Source organism: Polymorphobacter sp. PAMC 29334, assembly GCF_019431245.1.
Lineage (GTDB): Bacteria > Pseudomonadota > Alphaproteobacteria > Sphingomonadales > Sphingomonadaceae > Polymorphobacter_B > Polymorphobacter_B megasporae.
This window is the reverse complement of the sequence record NZ_CP080243.1, coordinates 390,142-403,176: the sequence shown is the minus strand read 5'-3', so window position 1 is coordinate 403,176 and position 13,035 is coordinate 390,142. Positions and strand designations below refer to the sequence as shown.

At 68.1% G+C, this 13,035-nt stretch carries 16 protein-coding genes; 4 read left to right on the top strand and 12 right to left on the bottom strand.

Going from position 1 to position 13,035, the window contains the following annotated elements:
* Nucleotide 1: 1 nt before the first annotated feature.
* The 4 genes from KZX46_RS05755 to KZX46_RS05740 form a co-directional block, all read right to left on the bottom strand.
* Nucleotides 2–250, bottom strand: a complete 249-nt coding sequence (locus KZX46_RS05755; protein WP_219775844.1) for an antibiotic biosynthesis monooxygenase — start codon at nucleotides 248–250, stop codon at nucleotides 2–4.
* Nucleotides 247–1,374, bottom strand: a complete 1,128-nt coding sequence (locus KZX46_RS05750) for an acyl-CoA dehydrogenase family protein (RefSeq protein ID WP_219775843.1) — start codon at nucleotides 1,372–1,374, stop codon at nucleotides 247–249. Before KZX46_RS05750 ends, KZX46_RS05755 begins: the two co-directional genes overlap by 4 nt.
* Nucleotides 1,375–1,522: 148 nt before the next feature.
* On the bottom strand, nucleotides 1,523–2,743 hold the full coding sequence (locus KZX46_RS05745; protein WP_219775842.1) for an acyl-CoA dehydrogenase family protein: 1,221 nt from the start codon (nucleotides 2,741–2,743) through the stop codon (nucleotides 1,523–1,525).
* Between the two features lie 321 nt (nucleotides 2,744–3,064).
* Nucleotides 3,065–3,436, bottom strand: a complete 372-nt coding sequence (locus tag KZX46_RS05740; RefSeq protein WP_219775841.1) for a hypothetical protein — start codon at nucleotides 3,434–3,436, stop codon at nucleotides 3,065–3,067.
* Nucleotides 3,437–3,528: 92 nt separating this feature from the next.
* Here KZX46_RS05740 and KZX46_RS05735 point away from each other — a divergent pair, with 92 nt between their 5' ends.
* Nucleotides 3,529–4,521: an adenosine kinase gene (locus KZX46_RS05735; RefSeq protein WP_219775840.1), complete on the top strand. Its 993-nt coding sequence runs from the start codon at nucleotides 3,529–3,531 to the stop codon at nucleotides 4,519–4,521.
* Nucleotides 4,514–5,107, top strand: a complete 594-nt coding sequence (locus KZX46_RS05730) for a DUF1003 domain-containing protein (protein WP_219775839.1) — start codon at nucleotides 4,514–4,516, stop codon at nucleotides 5,105–5,107. Before KZX46_RS05735 ends, KZX46_RS05730 begins: the two co-directional genes overlap by 8 nt.
* 27 nt (nucleotides 5,108–5,134) lie before the next feature.
* Here the strand turns inward: KZX46_RS05730 and KZX46_RS05725 are convergent, their stop codons facing one another.
* The 8 genes from KZX46_RS05725 to hisB form a co-directional block, all read right to left on the bottom strand.
* Entirely contained in the window at nucleotides 5,135–6,631 is a 1,497-nt protein-coding gene (locus tag KZX46_RS05725) for an amino acid permease (RefSeq protein WP_219775838.1), read from the bottom strand.
* 335 nt (nucleotides 6,632–6,966) lie between these two features.
* Nucleotides 6,967–7,368, bottom strand: a complete 402-nt coding sequence (locus KZX46_RS05720; protein WP_219775837.1) for a hypothetical protein — start codon at nucleotides 7,366–7,368, stop codon at nucleotides 6,967–6,969.
* A 108-nt stretch (nucleotides 7,369–7,476) separates the two neighbouring features.
* Nucleotides 7,477–7,854 (bottom strand): HIT domain-containing protein, encoded by a 378-nt coding sequence (locus tag KZX46_RS05715; protein ID WP_219775836.1) that lies wholly within the window; start codon nucleotides 7,852–7,854, stop codon nucleotides 7,477–7,479.
* 39 nt (nucleotides 7,855–7,893) lie between these two features.
* Entirely contained in the window at nucleotides 7,894–8,256 is a 363-nt protein-coding gene (locus KZX46_RS05710) for a phosphoribosyl-ATP diphosphatase (RefSeq protein WP_219775835.1), read from the bottom strand.
* Complete coding sequence (gene hisF / locus KZX46_RS05705; RefSeq protein ID WP_219775834.1) at nucleotides 8,256–9,020, bottom strand: imidazole glycerol phosphate synthase subunit HisF; 765 nt, start codon at nucleotides 9,018–9,020, stop codon at nucleotides 8,256–8,258. Before hisF ends, KZX46_RS05710 begins: the two co-directional genes overlap by 1 nt.
* A gap of 100 nt (nucleotides 9,021–9,120) precedes the next feature.
* Nucleotides 9,121–9,846: a 1-(5-phosphoribosyl)-5-[(5-phosphoribosylamino)methylideneamino]imidazole-4-carboxamide isomerase gene (hisA, locus tag KZX46_RS05700; RefSeq protein WP_219775833.1), complete on the bottom strand. Its 726-nt coding sequence runs from the start codon at nucleotides 9,844–9,846 to the stop codon at nucleotides 9,121–9,123.
* Nucleotides 9,843–10,487 (bottom strand): imidazole glycerol phosphate synthase subunit HisH, encoded by a 645-nt coding sequence (gene hisH, locus KZX46_RS05695; RefSeq protein WP_219775832.1) that lies wholly within the window; start codon nucleotides 10,485–10,487, stop codon nucleotides 9,843–9,845. Before hisH ends, hisA begins: the two co-directional genes overlap by 4 nt.
* On the bottom strand, nucleotides 10,480–11,103 hold the full coding sequence (hisB, locus tag KZX46_RS05690; protein WP_219775831.1) for an imidazoleglycerol-phosphate dehydratase HisB: 624 nt from the start codon (nucleotides 11,101–11,103) through the stop codon (nucleotides 10,480–10,482). The genes hisH and hisB overlap by 8 nt, the downstream gene beginning before the upstream one ends.
* Nucleotides 11,104–11,252: 149 nt before the next feature.
* On the opposite strand from hisB, the gene KZX46_RS05685 reads away from it, so the two are divergent.
* Both KZX46_RS05685 and KZX46_RS05680 read left to right on the top strand, forming a co-directional pair.
* The gene (locus KZX46_RS05685; protein ID WP_219775830.1) at nucleotides 11,253–11,552 is read left to right on the top strand and encodes a hypothetical protein; all 300 of its coding nucleotides are present in this window, start codon (nucleotides 11,253–11,255) and stop codon (nucleotides 11,550–11,552) included.
* A 340-nt stretch (nucleotides 11,553–11,892) separates the two neighbouring features.
* On the top strand, nucleotides 11,893–12,993 hold the full coding sequence (locus KZX46_RS05680) for a major royal jelly family protein (RefSeq protein WP_226896122.1): 1,101 nt from the start codon (nucleotides 11,893–11,895) through the stop codon (nucleotides 12,991–12,993).
* Nucleotides 12,994–13,035: the final 42 nt, after the last annotated feature.

Below are 13,035 nucleotides of genomic sequence, written 5' to 3'. Positions count from 1 at the left end.
ATTAGAAATGATGGAGCAAAGCTTGCCAATCGGCATAGCGCGCCGACCCTCGGAAGCCGATTTCGTGGTCCGCGACACTGTCCCAGCCGACGAGCAGGAGATAGCAACCGGGGCTCTCGATCCCGCGCCGGACCTCGATCGAGCGAAAGCCTGGGCTGGCGGCGATCAGCAGGCGCGCCCGGATCATTGCCGCCTCGAATGCCGCCGTCTCGCCCGGCCTGACCGACAGGACGGCGGCCTCGAGGATCAATCCATCAGGCTTTCGTAGCGGCGGAGGTGGTAGTCGGCGTCGCCGAACTGACTCTCGATCATGCTGGCGCGCTTGAAGTAATGGCCGATCGCGAGCTCGTTCGAGATGCCGATGCCGCCGTGGATCTGAACCGCGTTCTGGCCCACGAACCTTGCCCCGCGGGAGATCTTGTTCTTGGCCGACGAGACATGCTTGGCCCGGTCGCGCTCGTCGAGGCGGAGCGTCGCCATGAGGGTCATCGACACCGCCTGCTCGACCTCCATGAACATGTCGACCATGCGGTGCTGGAGGACCTGGAACTCGCCGATCGCCTTGCCGAACTGCTTGCGCTGGCGACTATAGTCGAGCGTCCCTTCGTGAAGCTTGCGGACGACCCCTGAGCCTTCGGCGCAGACCGCGGCGGTCGCCTCGTCGACGACCTGCTCGACCAGTGACAGGCCCTCGCCTTCGGCTCCGATCAGGGCATCCGCGCCGACCGCGACGTTCTCGAAATAGACCTCGGAGGCGCGGGCGCCGTCGACGGTCGGATAGTCGCGGCGGGTGATGCCGGCGGCGTTCGCCGGGATCAGGAACACCGACACGCCCGACCGTTCGCGGACCGAGCCGCCGGTCCGCGCGGTGACGATGAAGTGGGTCGCCCAGGGCGCGGCATAGACCACCGCCTTGTGGCCGTTGAGGACGTATCCCGCGCCGTCCTTCTTCGCCGTCGTCCGCAGGTCGGCAAGGTTGTAGCGCCCCTGCGGCTCGGCATAGGCGAAGGCGATGACCGCTGACCCGTCGATGATCTGGGGAATGACCGAGTCGGCGAGCGCGCCGCCGGCCGCCTTGAGGAAGCCGCCGCCGATGACGACGGTCTGGAGGTACGGCTCGATGACCAGCGCCTTGCCGATTTCCTCCATGACGATCATGTTCTCGATCGCCCCGCCGCCGAGCCCGCCATGGGCTTCGGCGAAGGGCGCGCCGAGGATGCCGAGCTCCTCGGCAAAGGCCTTCCACACGCCCGGGTTCCAGCCGCTGTCGCCGTTCACCGCCGTCATGCGGGCGTCGAAGGTGTAGGTGTCCGACAAATACCGCCCGACCGAGTCGCGCAGCATCGTCTGTTCGTCGGTGAAGTTGAAATCCATGGTCCGTCCCCGATCAGGTTCTTCCCTCTCCCCTTGAGGGAGAGGGACAGCCGCTCTTCAGCGGCAGGGTGAGGGTGAGGGCGGCGTACCCTCACCCTGGTCGCCAAGGGGCGACCTGTCCCTCTCCCTCAAGGGGAGAGGGAAGGCGTCAGAGCCCCAGCACCATCTTCGCGATGATGTTGCGCTGGATCTCGTTCGAGCCGCCGTAGATGCTCGTCTTGCGCATGTTGAAGTAGGTCGGCGCGGCGCGGTGGGCGTAGTCGGGGCCGATCGGATGCTCGTTGTCGCCCTCGCCGAAGCCGCGGAAGTACGGTGCGCCGTAATGGCCGACCGCCTCCAACGCCAGTTCGGTGATCCGCTGCTGGATCTCGGTGCCCTTGATCTTGAGCAGGCTCGACTCCGGCCCCGGACCCTTGCCCGATGACTCACCGGCGAGCGTCCGCAGCTCGGTGAACTCCAACGCCGTCAGGTCGATCTCGAGCTCGGCGACCTTGCGCTTGAAGAACGGGTTGGCGAGCAGCGGCTGGGCGTCGTCGCCGAAGCTGTCGATCTCGGTCCGGGCGATCGTCTTGATCCGCTCGACCCCGCGCTTCGACGCCGCGACCCCGGCGATGCCGGTCCGCTCGTGGGCAAGCAGGAACTTGGCGCAGGTCCAGCCCTTGTTCTCGTGGAAGACGCGGTTCTCGACGGGGACGATGACGTCCTCGAGCCAGACCTCGTTGACCTCGTGCTCGCCGCCGAGCGTGATGATCGGGCGGACGGTGATGCCCGGGGTCTTCATGTCGATCAGGAGGAAGCTGATGCCCTCCTGCGGCTTGACCGTCGGGTCGGTGCGGACGAGGCAGAAGATCCAGTCGGCGTGCTGGGCGAGGGTGGTCCACGTCTTCTGGCCGTTGACCCGATAATATTCCTTGCCGTCGTCGCCGATGAAGCGCTCGGCCTTGGTCCGCAAATTGGCGAGGTCGGACCCGGCGCCCGGCTCGCTATAGCCCTGGCACCACCAGTCGGCGCCCGACAGGATGCGCGGCAGGAACTTCGCTTTCTGCTCGGGGGTGCCGAAGGTGTAGATCACCGGTCCGACCATGTTGAGGCCGAAGGGGAGCAGCCGCATCGCGTCGCCGCGCGCGCTCTCCTCGGCGAAGATGTAGCGCTGGACGCTGGTCCAGCCGGTGCCGCCATATTCGACCGGCCATGCAATGCCGGCCCAGCCCTTCGCGGCGAGGACCTTGTGCCAGCTAAGGAAGTCCTCCTTCGACAGCTCCTCGCCTTCCTCCGACTTGGCCCGCAGCCCGGCGGGGTAATTGTCGGCGATGAAGGTCCGAACTTCGTCACGAAACGCGATGTCTTCAGCCGAGAAGTTGAGGTCCATGGTCGCTCTCCCAAGGGTTGCCGTCGCTGGGCGTGGTTGACGTAAGCGTTAACACACCCGCCGCGCGCCGGGCAAGCGGAGTGGTCACCCCCCGGTATTGCGTCGCGGACGACCGGGCAGGATTTCGCGCGAAGTTTTCGGTGTAAGTTCACGATTTGCCCGCGACCATGAGCTTTGGCGCGACGCTTCGGCGCAGCCGCGACGTTTCGACGATCCGACAATGAGAAAGAACCGTCGCCGGTAGAAAGCGACTCGACGTCGTTACGCTACCGCATCGCCTGATGTGTAGGACAGCGATACCTTCGCTTCACGTCGCCGGCGTCAGCCGTGGCCCTTCGCGGCGATCTGCGCGGCGAAGCAGCGCGCGGTCGTGTCAGGCTTGCCGTTGGGGAGCCGCGCCTCGGCGTAGCGCGCGGTCGGCTGCCCTGCGGCGGGGTCGGGATAGTAATAGACGTCGAGGATGCACCCGGCGGCGGCGAACTGGAGGCTGCGTCCCGGACCGTCGTGGCGGTCGAGGCCGGGCACGCCGAGCAATCCCGTCGCGGTCGTCGCGGGCTTGCCGATGATCCGCTCGAGACCGGGCACCGGCTTGAACGCGACCGGCGGCGCCGCGATCGGTTTCGGTGGCGGCGTCTCGCCGCAGCCGGCGACGGCGAGCAGGGCGGCGACGGTTATCGGCAGTATCGGGCGCATCGATTGGCTCCAGCGGCTTGCCCCGTGCGCTATAGCCGGGCTAGGCCAGCCGCGACCAGCGACCAAGCTAGCCGCCAGCGCCAAGGAACCCCATGACCAACTCGACCTACGACGTCCTCGCCGTCGGCAATGCCCTCGTCGACGTCATCACCACCGCCGAGGCCAGCTTCCTCGAGAGCCACGCAATCCCCAAGGGAACGATGCGGCTGATCGCGGCCGACGAGGCCGAGCGGCTGTACGGCATCATGGGTGCGGGCAAGGAAGTCTCGGGCGGGTCGGCCGCCAACACCGTCGCCGGAATCGCGGCGATGGGCGGGCGTCCGGCGTTCGTCGGTCGCGTCGCCGCCGACCAGCTCGGCGAGGTCTTCGCCCACGACATCCGCGCCGCCGGGGTCGCGTTCAGCACGCCCGCGATGGTCGACGGGCCGCCGACCGGGCGCTGCCTGATCGTCGTCACCCCCGACGGCGACCGGACGATGAGCACCTACCTCGGCGCGTGCCAGGAGCTGAGCGAGGCTGACATCGACCCCGAGGTCGTTCGCGCCAGCCAGATACTCTACCTCGAAGGCTATCTGTGGGATCCGATCGTCCCCCGCGCCGCGATGCGCAAGGCGATCGAGATTGCCCGGGCGGCGGGGCGCAAGGTCGCCTTTACCTTGTCCGACGTGTTCTGCGTCGAGGGCCACCGCGACGACTTCCTCGGCCTGCTTGGCGGCCACGTCGACGTCATGTTCGGCAACGAGAACGAGGTCCGCGCGCTGTACCGGACCGACGACCTCGACACCGCGATGAGCGAGCTGGCCCGCCATGCGACGATCGCCGTCGTCACCCGGTCGGACAAGGGCGCGGTCGTCATCGCCGGGGGTGAGCGCCACGCCGTTCCCGCCGAGCCGGTCGCCCGCGTCGTCGACACCACCGGGGCGGGCGACCTGTTCGCCGCCGGCTTCCTCAGCGCGCTTGCCGCGGGCCGGGCGTTGCCCGACTGCGCCCGGGCGGGCGGGGTCGCATCGGCGGAGATCATCAGCCACTACGGCGCGCGGTCGGAGGGTGACCTCAAGGCGCTCGTGGCGGCGCGGCTTGGCTGACGACCCGCCCTATCGCGCGCCGACGGCTGCCCCGCTGCGCCCGCCACGGGTGCCTCCGGGCGAGCCATCCTCTGAGGAACACGGGCTGTCGGCGGCGCTGGCGCGGAACATCGAGGCGGTCGCCCGCCGTCGGGCGGAGGACGCCGCCAGCCTCGGCTTCGACGTCCGGCTCGCTACCGGCATCGGCCGCCGGATCGGCCGGATGAGCTTCGTCTACCTCCACATCCTCTTCTACGGGACGTGGACGTTGCTCCAATACGGGGTCGTCGGGCACGTCGCGGGCTTCGACCCGGCGCTCGCGCTGATGGGGTCGATCGCGTCGGCGGAGGCGATCTTCCTGTCGCTGTTCATCCTGATCGCGCAGAACATCTTGACCGCTGCCGACAACCGCCGCGACGACCTCGCTCTCCAGGTCAGCCTGCTCGCCGAGCACGAGGTGACCCAGCTGATCAAGCTGACCCGGGCGGTGGCCGAAAAGCTCGGCATCGACACCACCGCCGACCACGGCGAGATCGCCGACCTGCAGGACGACGTCGCCCCCGAACGCGTCCTCGACCAGATCGCGGGAACCGAGAACGCCCCCTAAATCCTATTCGGTAACGTTCTTAGCGGGTTAGTGCTTGAGGCTCGCGGCTTCGGCGGAGTCGAGATCCTCGTCGTGACCGATAATCCCGCGCGCGACGTTCGACCGGGTGCGCCCGTAGAGGACGTAGAAAATCAACCCGATCACCGCCCAGCCGACGAACAATTCCTTCGTCAGCGTCGACAGCGAGAAGAACAGGAAGCCGCAGCCCGCCGCCGCGAGCGGAGCGGTGACCCACACCACCGGGGCGCGGAACGGACGGCGACGCTGCGGATCGCGGACGCGGAGGACAAGGACGCCGATCGCCACCGCGACAAAGGCGAGCAACGTTCCGGCGTTCGAGACGTCGGCGAGCAGGTCGATCGGGAAGAAGGCGGAGAACACCGCGACGAACACGCCCGTCGCGATCGTGATGACGTAAGGCGTGTGGAAGCGCGGGTGGATCCGCGACAGGACCGGCGGCAACAGGCCGTCGCGCGCCATGACGAAGAAGATGCGCGTCTGCCCGAACATCAGCGCGAGGATGACCGACGGCAGCGCGATGACCGCGGCGATCGACAACAGGTTGCCCGCCCATGGGAAGCCGATCGTGTGGAGGACATAGGCGAGCGCCTCGCTCGACTTGGCGAGCTCGCTGTCGGGCTGCGCGCCGACCGATCCGGTCGCGGCGATGCCGACGAGCATGTACAGGATCGTCGAGATGCCGAGCGCGCCGATCAGCCCGATCGGGATGTTGCGGTTGGGGTTGACCGTTTCCTCGGCGGCGGTTGAGACCGCGTCGAAGCCGACGAAGGCGAAGAAGATCGTCGCCGCTGCTGCCGAGACGCCGACCGACGCCATGATCCCGGGCTTGAAGGGGTCGGGAATCTCGTGCGCGAAGAAGCCGAGCGGCATGAACGGGTGGAAGTTCGCGGTGTGGATCAGCGGCAACGCCAGCGCGAGGAACATGCACAAGGTCAGGATCTTGATCATGACCAGCACCGAGTTGAAGCGCGCGCTTTCCTTGGTGCCGACGACGAGCAAAGTCGTCACCGCGAGCGCGATGAACATCGCCGGCAGGTTGATCAGTCCGGGGTCCTTGTCGAACGGCCCGTGGACCCACGTGCTGGGGATGGTGATGTTGAAGAAGCGGTTTGCCAGCCCGACCATATAGCCCGACCAACCGACCGCGACCGCGCTACTGGCGATCGCATATTCGAGGACCAGCGCCCAGCCGACGACCCACGCGGCGACCTCGCCGAAGGTCGCGTAGCTGAAGGTATACGCCGACCCCGACACCGGAATCATCGCCGCGAGTTCGGAATAGGCGAGCGCGGTCAGCAGGCAGACGACGCCGCAGATGATGAAGCTGATCATCATCGCCGGGCCGGCCTTCGACGCCGCGGTCGCGGTGAGGACGAAGATGCCGGTGCCGATCGTCCCGCCGATGCCGAGCATCGTGAGCTGGAACGCGCCGAGGCTGCGCGTCAGCGGTTTATGTCGCGCGGTCGCCAGGATCGAATCCAACGACTTGATACGCCAGTCCATTCAGAAATCCCCTCGACCGCCGCGCCCGATCTGGGGCTGCAGCGTGCTTCCGTTTGCTGGCGCACAAGGTGGCGTGGCGGGCGGGGCGCGGTCAAGCGCTAACATGGCGCGGCGGGGCCAAGGGTGCGCGCGGGCCGAGGACCGGCGCCGGAAGGTTACACAAGTCCGCGGAACGACCAGCTTTTGCGCAAGTCGCACACCGTGCCGGAAGGTTACACAAGTCCACGCAACGACCAGCCTTTGCGCAAGTCGCGCATCGCGCCGGAAAGTTACACAAGTCCACGGAACGACCGGCTTTTGAGCACCCGATGCGGTCGGAAGGTTACACAAGTCCACTAAACGACCAGCTTTTGCGCTGTCTTGGCGCGGCGAGCCGCAGCCCAGCCACGTCGTTTCGCGCGGCGGGTGGCGAGGCGAAGCGCGCGGATAATCCAGTCGCTTTTGCCGGTCGTATCGGCGGCTTCGGCGGCGGTGTGGGTCGCCTGGATGCTATCGAAAAGGGCGTCGAGCAAGTCGCCGCGCATCTCCGTCCGCGGTCCGCTCCACGCCGCTGCGGCCACAGCGCCGTCGGGACTTGCGCGCAACCGGTACGCCGACTGCCGCGACATGCCCGCCGAAGCGGCCGCCGCCGCGACCGTCCCACCGCTGCCGATCGCAGCGGTAAAAGCGGCCTTGCGCTCCTCGGTCCAGCCGTCGTGACGGGCGCGGCGGACGGGGGTGGGAGGGATGTTTGTCATTCCGGATGCGTAACCGAAAGGCCGCGAATTGTCAAGGTTGCGGTGCCAAATCCTACAGTCTGCGGTCGTCCTTATTCCTCCCCCGCAAGAGCGAAGGAGGATTGAGAGCTAGCGCGGGAGCATCGCGCCCATCTGCGTGCCGCCGAAGATGTGGACGTGGAGGTGCGGCACCTCCTGATGAGCGTGCACGCCGGAGTTCGCGAGGAGGCGATAGCCCGGTGCCTCGAGCCCCTGCTGCCGCGCGACCGTCCCGACCGCGCGGACGAACCCGGCGATCTCGGCATCCGACGCCTTCGCGCTGAAATCCGCCCACGACACGTACGGCCCGCGCGGGATGACGAGGATGTGGACCGGGGCCTGGGGCGCGAGGTCGTGGAAGGCGATCGCGAAGTCGTTCTCGTATACCCGCCGCGACGGGATCTCGTCGCGGAGGATGCGCGCGAAGACGTTGGTCGGGTCGTAGGGGGCGAGTGCATCGACGGGCATGATCTACTCCTGGCTTCCCCAACCCCGATCAGGAAAGGGTTAGGGTTTGCGTCCCGCTTTTTCCGCCAGCCCCGAGACGCCTTCGCGGCGGAGCAGTTCGGTACGGAGGTCGTCGAAGGTCAGGCCGGCGTCGGCGAGGAGGACGGCGAGGTGGAAGATCAGGTCGGTCGCTTCACCGACCAGCGCGACGCGGTCGTCCTGCATCGCGGCGATGACGGTTTCGACCGCCTCCTCGCCGAGTTTCTGCGCGATCTTGGCGCGACCCTTGGCGGTCAGCTTGGCGACGTAGGACGATGCCGGATCGCCCTCGCGGCGCTCGACGACGGCGGCGAGCAGGCGGTCGAATTGGTCGGCTGACGCCTTGGCGAACTGGTCGGCTGGCGCCTTGGCGAACTGATCCATCACACCGTCCGCACGCGGATGCCCGCGTCGGCCATCCGTGCCTTAGCGGCGGCAATCGTCGCCTCGCCGAAGTGGAAGATCGACGCGGCGAGGACCGCGCTGGCGTGGCCGTCGATGACGCCCTCGACGAGGTCGCCGACCCCGCCGACGCCGCCGCTCGCGATCACCGGCACCGGCACGGCGTCGGCGACCGCCCGGGTCAGCGCGATGTCGTAGCCGCACTTGGTGCCGTCGCGGTCCATGCTCGTCAGCAGGATTTCGCCCGCGCCGAGCTTCGCCGCCTCGATGCAATAGGCGACCGCGTCGATCCCCGTCGCGCGCCGTCCGCCGTGGGTGAACACCTCCCACCGGCCCGGCGAGACCGACTTGGCGTCGACCGCGACGGTGATGCATTGCTCGCCGAAATGCCGCGACAGCTCGCCGATCAGCGCGGGGCGGGCGACCGCAGCCGAGTTGACCCCGACCTTGTCGGCGCCGCTGAGCAGGAGCGCGCGAACGTCGTCGACGGTGCGGACGCCGCCGCCGACGGTCAGCGGCATGAAACACACCGACGCCGTGCGGCGGACGATGTCGAGGATCGTGCCGCGTTCCTCGTGGGTTGCGGTGATGTCGAGGAAGATCAGCTCGTCGGCCCCGGCGGCGTCGTACACCCGCGCCGCTTCGACCGGGTCGCCGGCATCGGTCAGCCGCGCGAAGTTGACGCCCTTGACCACGCGCCCGTCGGCGACGTCGAGGCACGGGATGACGCGGACCGAGAGGGTCATGCACGCACCAATTTGTCATCCCCGCGAACGCGGGTACCCAAGGTCGCGATGTGGTGACCTTGGGTACCCGCTTTCGCGGGGACGACAGGAGAAAGCGACATCATGCCGCCAGCCGCAGCGCATCGGGCAGCGTCAGCCGCCCGTCGTAGATCGCGCGGCCGACGATGACGCCCTCGATATTGGCATGGCGGCGCAGGGCAGTGATATCGCTCGGCCCTGCAACGCCGCCGCTAGCGATCACCGGCAGGCTGCACGCGGCGGCGAGCGCGGCGGTGGCCTCGACGTTGACCCCCTTGAGAAGCCCGTCGCGGCCGACGTCGGTGAACAGGACGGCGGCGACTCCCGCGTCCTCGAAGCGCAATGCGAGCTCGGCGACGGCGACGGTCGACACGCTCGCCCAGCCGCGCGTCGCGACCATGCCGCCTCGCGCGTCGACCGCAACGATGATGCATCCGGGGGCGGCCTTCGCGGCGGCACGGACGAGATCGGGATCGTCGAGCGCGGCGGTGCCCATGACGACGCGGGTGACGCCAAGGCTCAGCCAGCGGTCGATGTCGGCGCGGCTACGAATCCCGCCGCCGACCTGGACGCGTCCGGGGAAGGCGGCGACGATGCGCTCGACCGCGGCGGAATTGACCCCGCTCCCGGCGAACGCGCCGTCGAGGTCGACGACGTGGAGCGCGGCGGCGCCGTCGTCGTGGAAGCGGCGCGCCTGCGCGGCGGGGTCGTCGGCGTAGACCGTCGCCCGCGCCATGTCGCCCTCGGCGAGGCGAACGACCTGCCCGCCCTTGAGGTCGATCGCCGGGTAGATGGTGAAGCCGCTCACGGCCGCCACTCCAAAAACCCGCGGAGGAAGGCGAGGCCGTATGCCTGGCTCTTCTCGGGGTGGAACTGGACGCCGAGGATGTTGTCGCGCCCGACCATCGCGGCGATCGACCCGCCGTGATCGGTCGTCGCGAGGCGGTGCGCAGGGTCGGCGACCGTGAAGGCATAGCTGTGGACAAAATACGCCGCTGCGTCGGGAGTCAGCGCGGCGAGCGCGGGGTGGGCGGCATCGAGCGACACGGTGTTCCAGCCCATGTGCGGGACCTTGAGCGCCGCGACGTCGGGGACGATCCGCGCGACGGTGCCGCCGATCCAGTCGAGCCCGCGGTGGCTGCCGTGCTCGACCCCCTCGGTCGCAAGCAACTGCATGCCGACGCAGATGCCGAGGAACGGGACGCCGCGGCCCTTGACCGCCTGCGTCATCGCATCCTCGATCCCCGACGCCGAGCGCAGCGCGCCGATGCACTGGCCGAACGCGCCGACTCCGGGGAGGACGATGCGGTCGGCGCGGGCGATGACGTCGGGGTCGCTCGACACGCTGACCTCCGCGCCCGAGTCGGTGCCGACCGCGACGCGAAGAGCGTTATCGACCGAGCACAGGTTGCCCGCGCCGTAATCGATGACGACGACCTGCTCAGCCATCGAGCGCCGCGGCGGCACCGCCCAGCGTGCCCTTGGTCGACGGGATCGCGTCGAGCTTGCGCGGGTCGAGGCTCACCGCCGTCCGCAGCGCCCGCGCGAGGCCCTTGAAGCAGCTTTCGACGATGTGGTGGTTGTTGACGCCGTACAGCGTCTCGATGTGGAGCGTGATCCCCGCCGACCCGGCGAAGGCGGCGAACCATTCCTTGAACAATTCGGTGTCCATCTCGCCCAATCGCGGCTGGCTGAACGCGGTCTTCCAGACGAGGTACGGGCGCCCCGAGATGTCGAGCGCGACGCGGGTCAGCGTCTCGTCCATCGGGATCAGCGCGTCACCGTAGCGGGTGATGCCGCGCCGGTCGCCGAGTGCCTTCGCCACCGCCTCGCCGATCGCGATGCCGCTGTCCTCGGTGGTGTGGTGCGCGTCGATGTGGAGGTCGCCCTTCACCGTCACGTCGAGGTCGATCAGCGAGTGCCGCGACAGCTGCTCGAGCATGTGGTCGAGGAAGCCGATCCCGGTCGACACGGTGTAAACGCCGCTGCCGTCGAGGTTGACGGTGACGTCGACGCTGGTCTCGTTCGTCGCGCGGGCGACGGTGGCGGTGCGGGCGGTGGTCATGGGGCGGATCGGTCTCCGGCGGGCCTTGCGGGCTAGAGCAAGCCGCGCGCCGGGGCAAGCGCTGGCGGTGGTGCCGCGCGAGCGCAAGCGCTGGTGCGCGCCGCCGTAACTGCTTGGCGGGGGGACGTGCCGTGTTGCGGAGCTTGACCATGATGAAGTCGATCGCCGGGGTTGCCGTCCTGCTCGCCGTCCCCGCGCCGGGTCTAGGCGTCGCGGTCGCCGACCCTTCGGCGCCGGTCATCAACTTCGATCAGCTGCCGCTCGACGGCGGCCCGGACTTCGTCGATGTCGCAGCACGCGAATCGTGGCGTTCCCCGGCGGCAACGACCTCGCTCGCGACGCTCGAGATCGTCCCCGAGCCGCGTGTCTGGCTGCTGCTCGTCGCGGGCTACGGGATGGTCGGCTTTGCGCTGCGCAAGCGCGGGTTGCTGCGCCACGTCGCGGGTTAAGATCGAATTGAGTTCCGCCGAGTGGCCCGTGACCATCCGTCCAAATCGGGCAGAGGCTCGCCGACATATTGTATTGGCCATGCTGCAGCAGGCCGGCTGAGGTGCAAATTGCGGGCGCGGTAACGTACAGTAGTGGTCATGCCATTAAGCTCATGGATGCCAGCAGCCCTGTCGAACGATGCGCAAGTCTTTTCATGCTTCGTGCCGGGAACACGCCCGACCTCTGCTTGTTCGTTGGCCGATCAACGGACAGGACTGTCATGCAAAAGATATTCGCCGAAGGTATCGTCCCGCTATTGGGCGGCGCGCAGCCCGGTATCCGCGTGTCAGCGGTGACGGCATGAAGCGCGCCGCAGCGCTGCTCGCGACCGCCGCCCTCGCGGTCACGGTCGCCGGGATCGCCCGCGCGTCGGACACCGGCGGGCTGACGAAGGTCGCCGGTTTCGACCATCAGGTGACCGGCGTCAGCGTCACCCCCGACGGCAGGACGTTCGTCAACTTTCCGCGCTGGACCGATGACGCGCCGATATCCGTCGCCGAGGTTCTTCCCGGCAACAAGCTGCGGCCCTACCCCGACGCGAAATGGAATTCGTGGCGCAACGCTAAGCAGAACGAGATGCCGGTCGGCGATTACTTCGTCTGCGTCCAGTCGATCGTTGCCGACGGTCGCGGCTCACTCTGGGTTCTCGACCCGGCCGCGCCCGGCAACGAGAAGATCTTGCCGGGCGGTCCGAAGCTGGTGCGCATCGATCTCGCGACGAACAAGGTGGTCAAGGTCATCAAGTTCGCCGAGTCGGTCGTCCTGCAGGGCAGCTATCTTAACGACATTCGCTTCAGTCCCGACGGCAAGACTGGGTACATCACCGATTCAGGGACGCGCGGCGCAATCATCGTCGTCGATCTCGTTACCGGCGACTCGTTCCGCTTGCTCGATGGTCACCCGTCGACCCAGGTCGAGAAGGATGTCGTCGTCAAGGTCGACGGCAAGCCGCTGCGTCGCCCCGATGGCCGCCAGCCGGCGTTCGCCGCCGACGGCATCGCCCTGTCGAACGACGGCGCAACCTTATACTGGCAGGCGCTGACCGGACGGACGCTCTACTCGATCGCGACGAGCAGGCTGGCGAAGGGCGTGCCTGCTGGCGACGTCGCCGCAGCGGTGCGGACGGTCGGCACGACGACGGTCGCCGATGGTCTGTGGATGAGCCGGGCGGGCGTGCTCTACGTGACGTCGCCGATGGACAATTCGGTCAAGCGCTGGACCGGAAAGTCGCTTGAGACGGTCGTCAGTGATCCGCGACTGCGCTGGCCCGACACGATGTCGGAAGCGCCTGACGGGACGATCTACGTCACCGCGTCGCACATCCAGGACACGTCGTGGTTCAAGCCGGGCGCACCGGCATCACTCCCCACCGCGTTGTTCAGTTTCCAGCCGGGACGCTAGGCTGACCGCCGTCAGCTAAAGCTTGCGGCACAGTCGAGCGGG

Excerpts from the sequence above, each read along its gene's own strand:
- KZX46_RS05710 (WP_219775835.1), bottom strand. The coding sequence starts at position 8,256 with ATGGATCAGTTCGCCAAGGCGCCAGCCGACCAGTTCGCCAAGGCGTCA.
- hisF (WP_219775834.1), bottom strand. The coding sequence starts at position 9,020 with ATGACCCTCTCGGTCCGCGTCATCCCGTGCCTCGACGTCGCCGACGGG.
- hisB (WP_219775831.1), bottom strand. The coding sequence starts at position 11,103 with ATGACCACCGCCCGCACCGCCACCGTCGCCCGCGCGACGAACGAGACC.
- KZX46_RS05745 (WP_219775842.1), bottom strand. The coding sequence starts at position 2,743 with ATGGACCTCAACTTCTCGGCTGAAGACATCGCGTTTCGTGACGAAGTT.
- KZX46_RS05725 (WP_219775838.1), bottom strand. The coding sequence starts at position 6,631 with ATGGACTGGCGTATCAAGTCGTTGGATTCGATCCTGGCGACCGCGCGA.
- KZX46_RS05680 (WP_226896122.1), top strand. The coding sequence starts at position 11,893 with ATGAAGCGCGCCGCAGCGCTGCTCGCGACCGCCGCCCTCGCGGTCACG.
- KZX46_RS05685 (WP_219775830.1), top strand. The coding sequence starts at position 11,253 with ATGATGAAGTCGATCGCCGGGGTTGCCGTCCTGCTCGCCGTCCCCGCG.
- KZX46_RS05720 (WP_219775837.1), bottom strand. The coding sequence starts at position 7,368 with ATGACAAACATCCCTCCCACCCCCGTCCGCCGCGCCCGTCACGACGGC.
- KZX46_RS05750 (WP_219775843.1), bottom strand. The coding sequence starts at position 1,374 with ATGGATTTCAACTTCACCGACGAACAGACGATGCTGCGCGACTCGGTC.
- KZX46_RS05715 (WP_219775836.1), bottom strand. The coding sequence starts at position 7,854 with ATGCCCGTCGATGCACTCGCCCCCTACGACCCGACCAACGTCTTCGCG.
- hisH (WP_219775832.1), bottom strand. The coding sequence starts at position 10,487 with ATGGCTGAGCAGGTCGTCGTCATCGATTACGGCGCGGGCAACCTGTGC.
- KZX46_RS05740 (WP_219775841.1), bottom strand. The coding sequence starts at position 3,436 with ATGCGCCCGATACTGCCGATAACCGTCGCCGCCCTGCTCGCCGTCGCC.
- KZX46_RS05735 (WP_219775840.1), top strand. The coding sequence starts at position 3,529 with ATGACCAACTCGACCTACGACGTCCTCGCCGTCGGCAATGCCCTCGTC.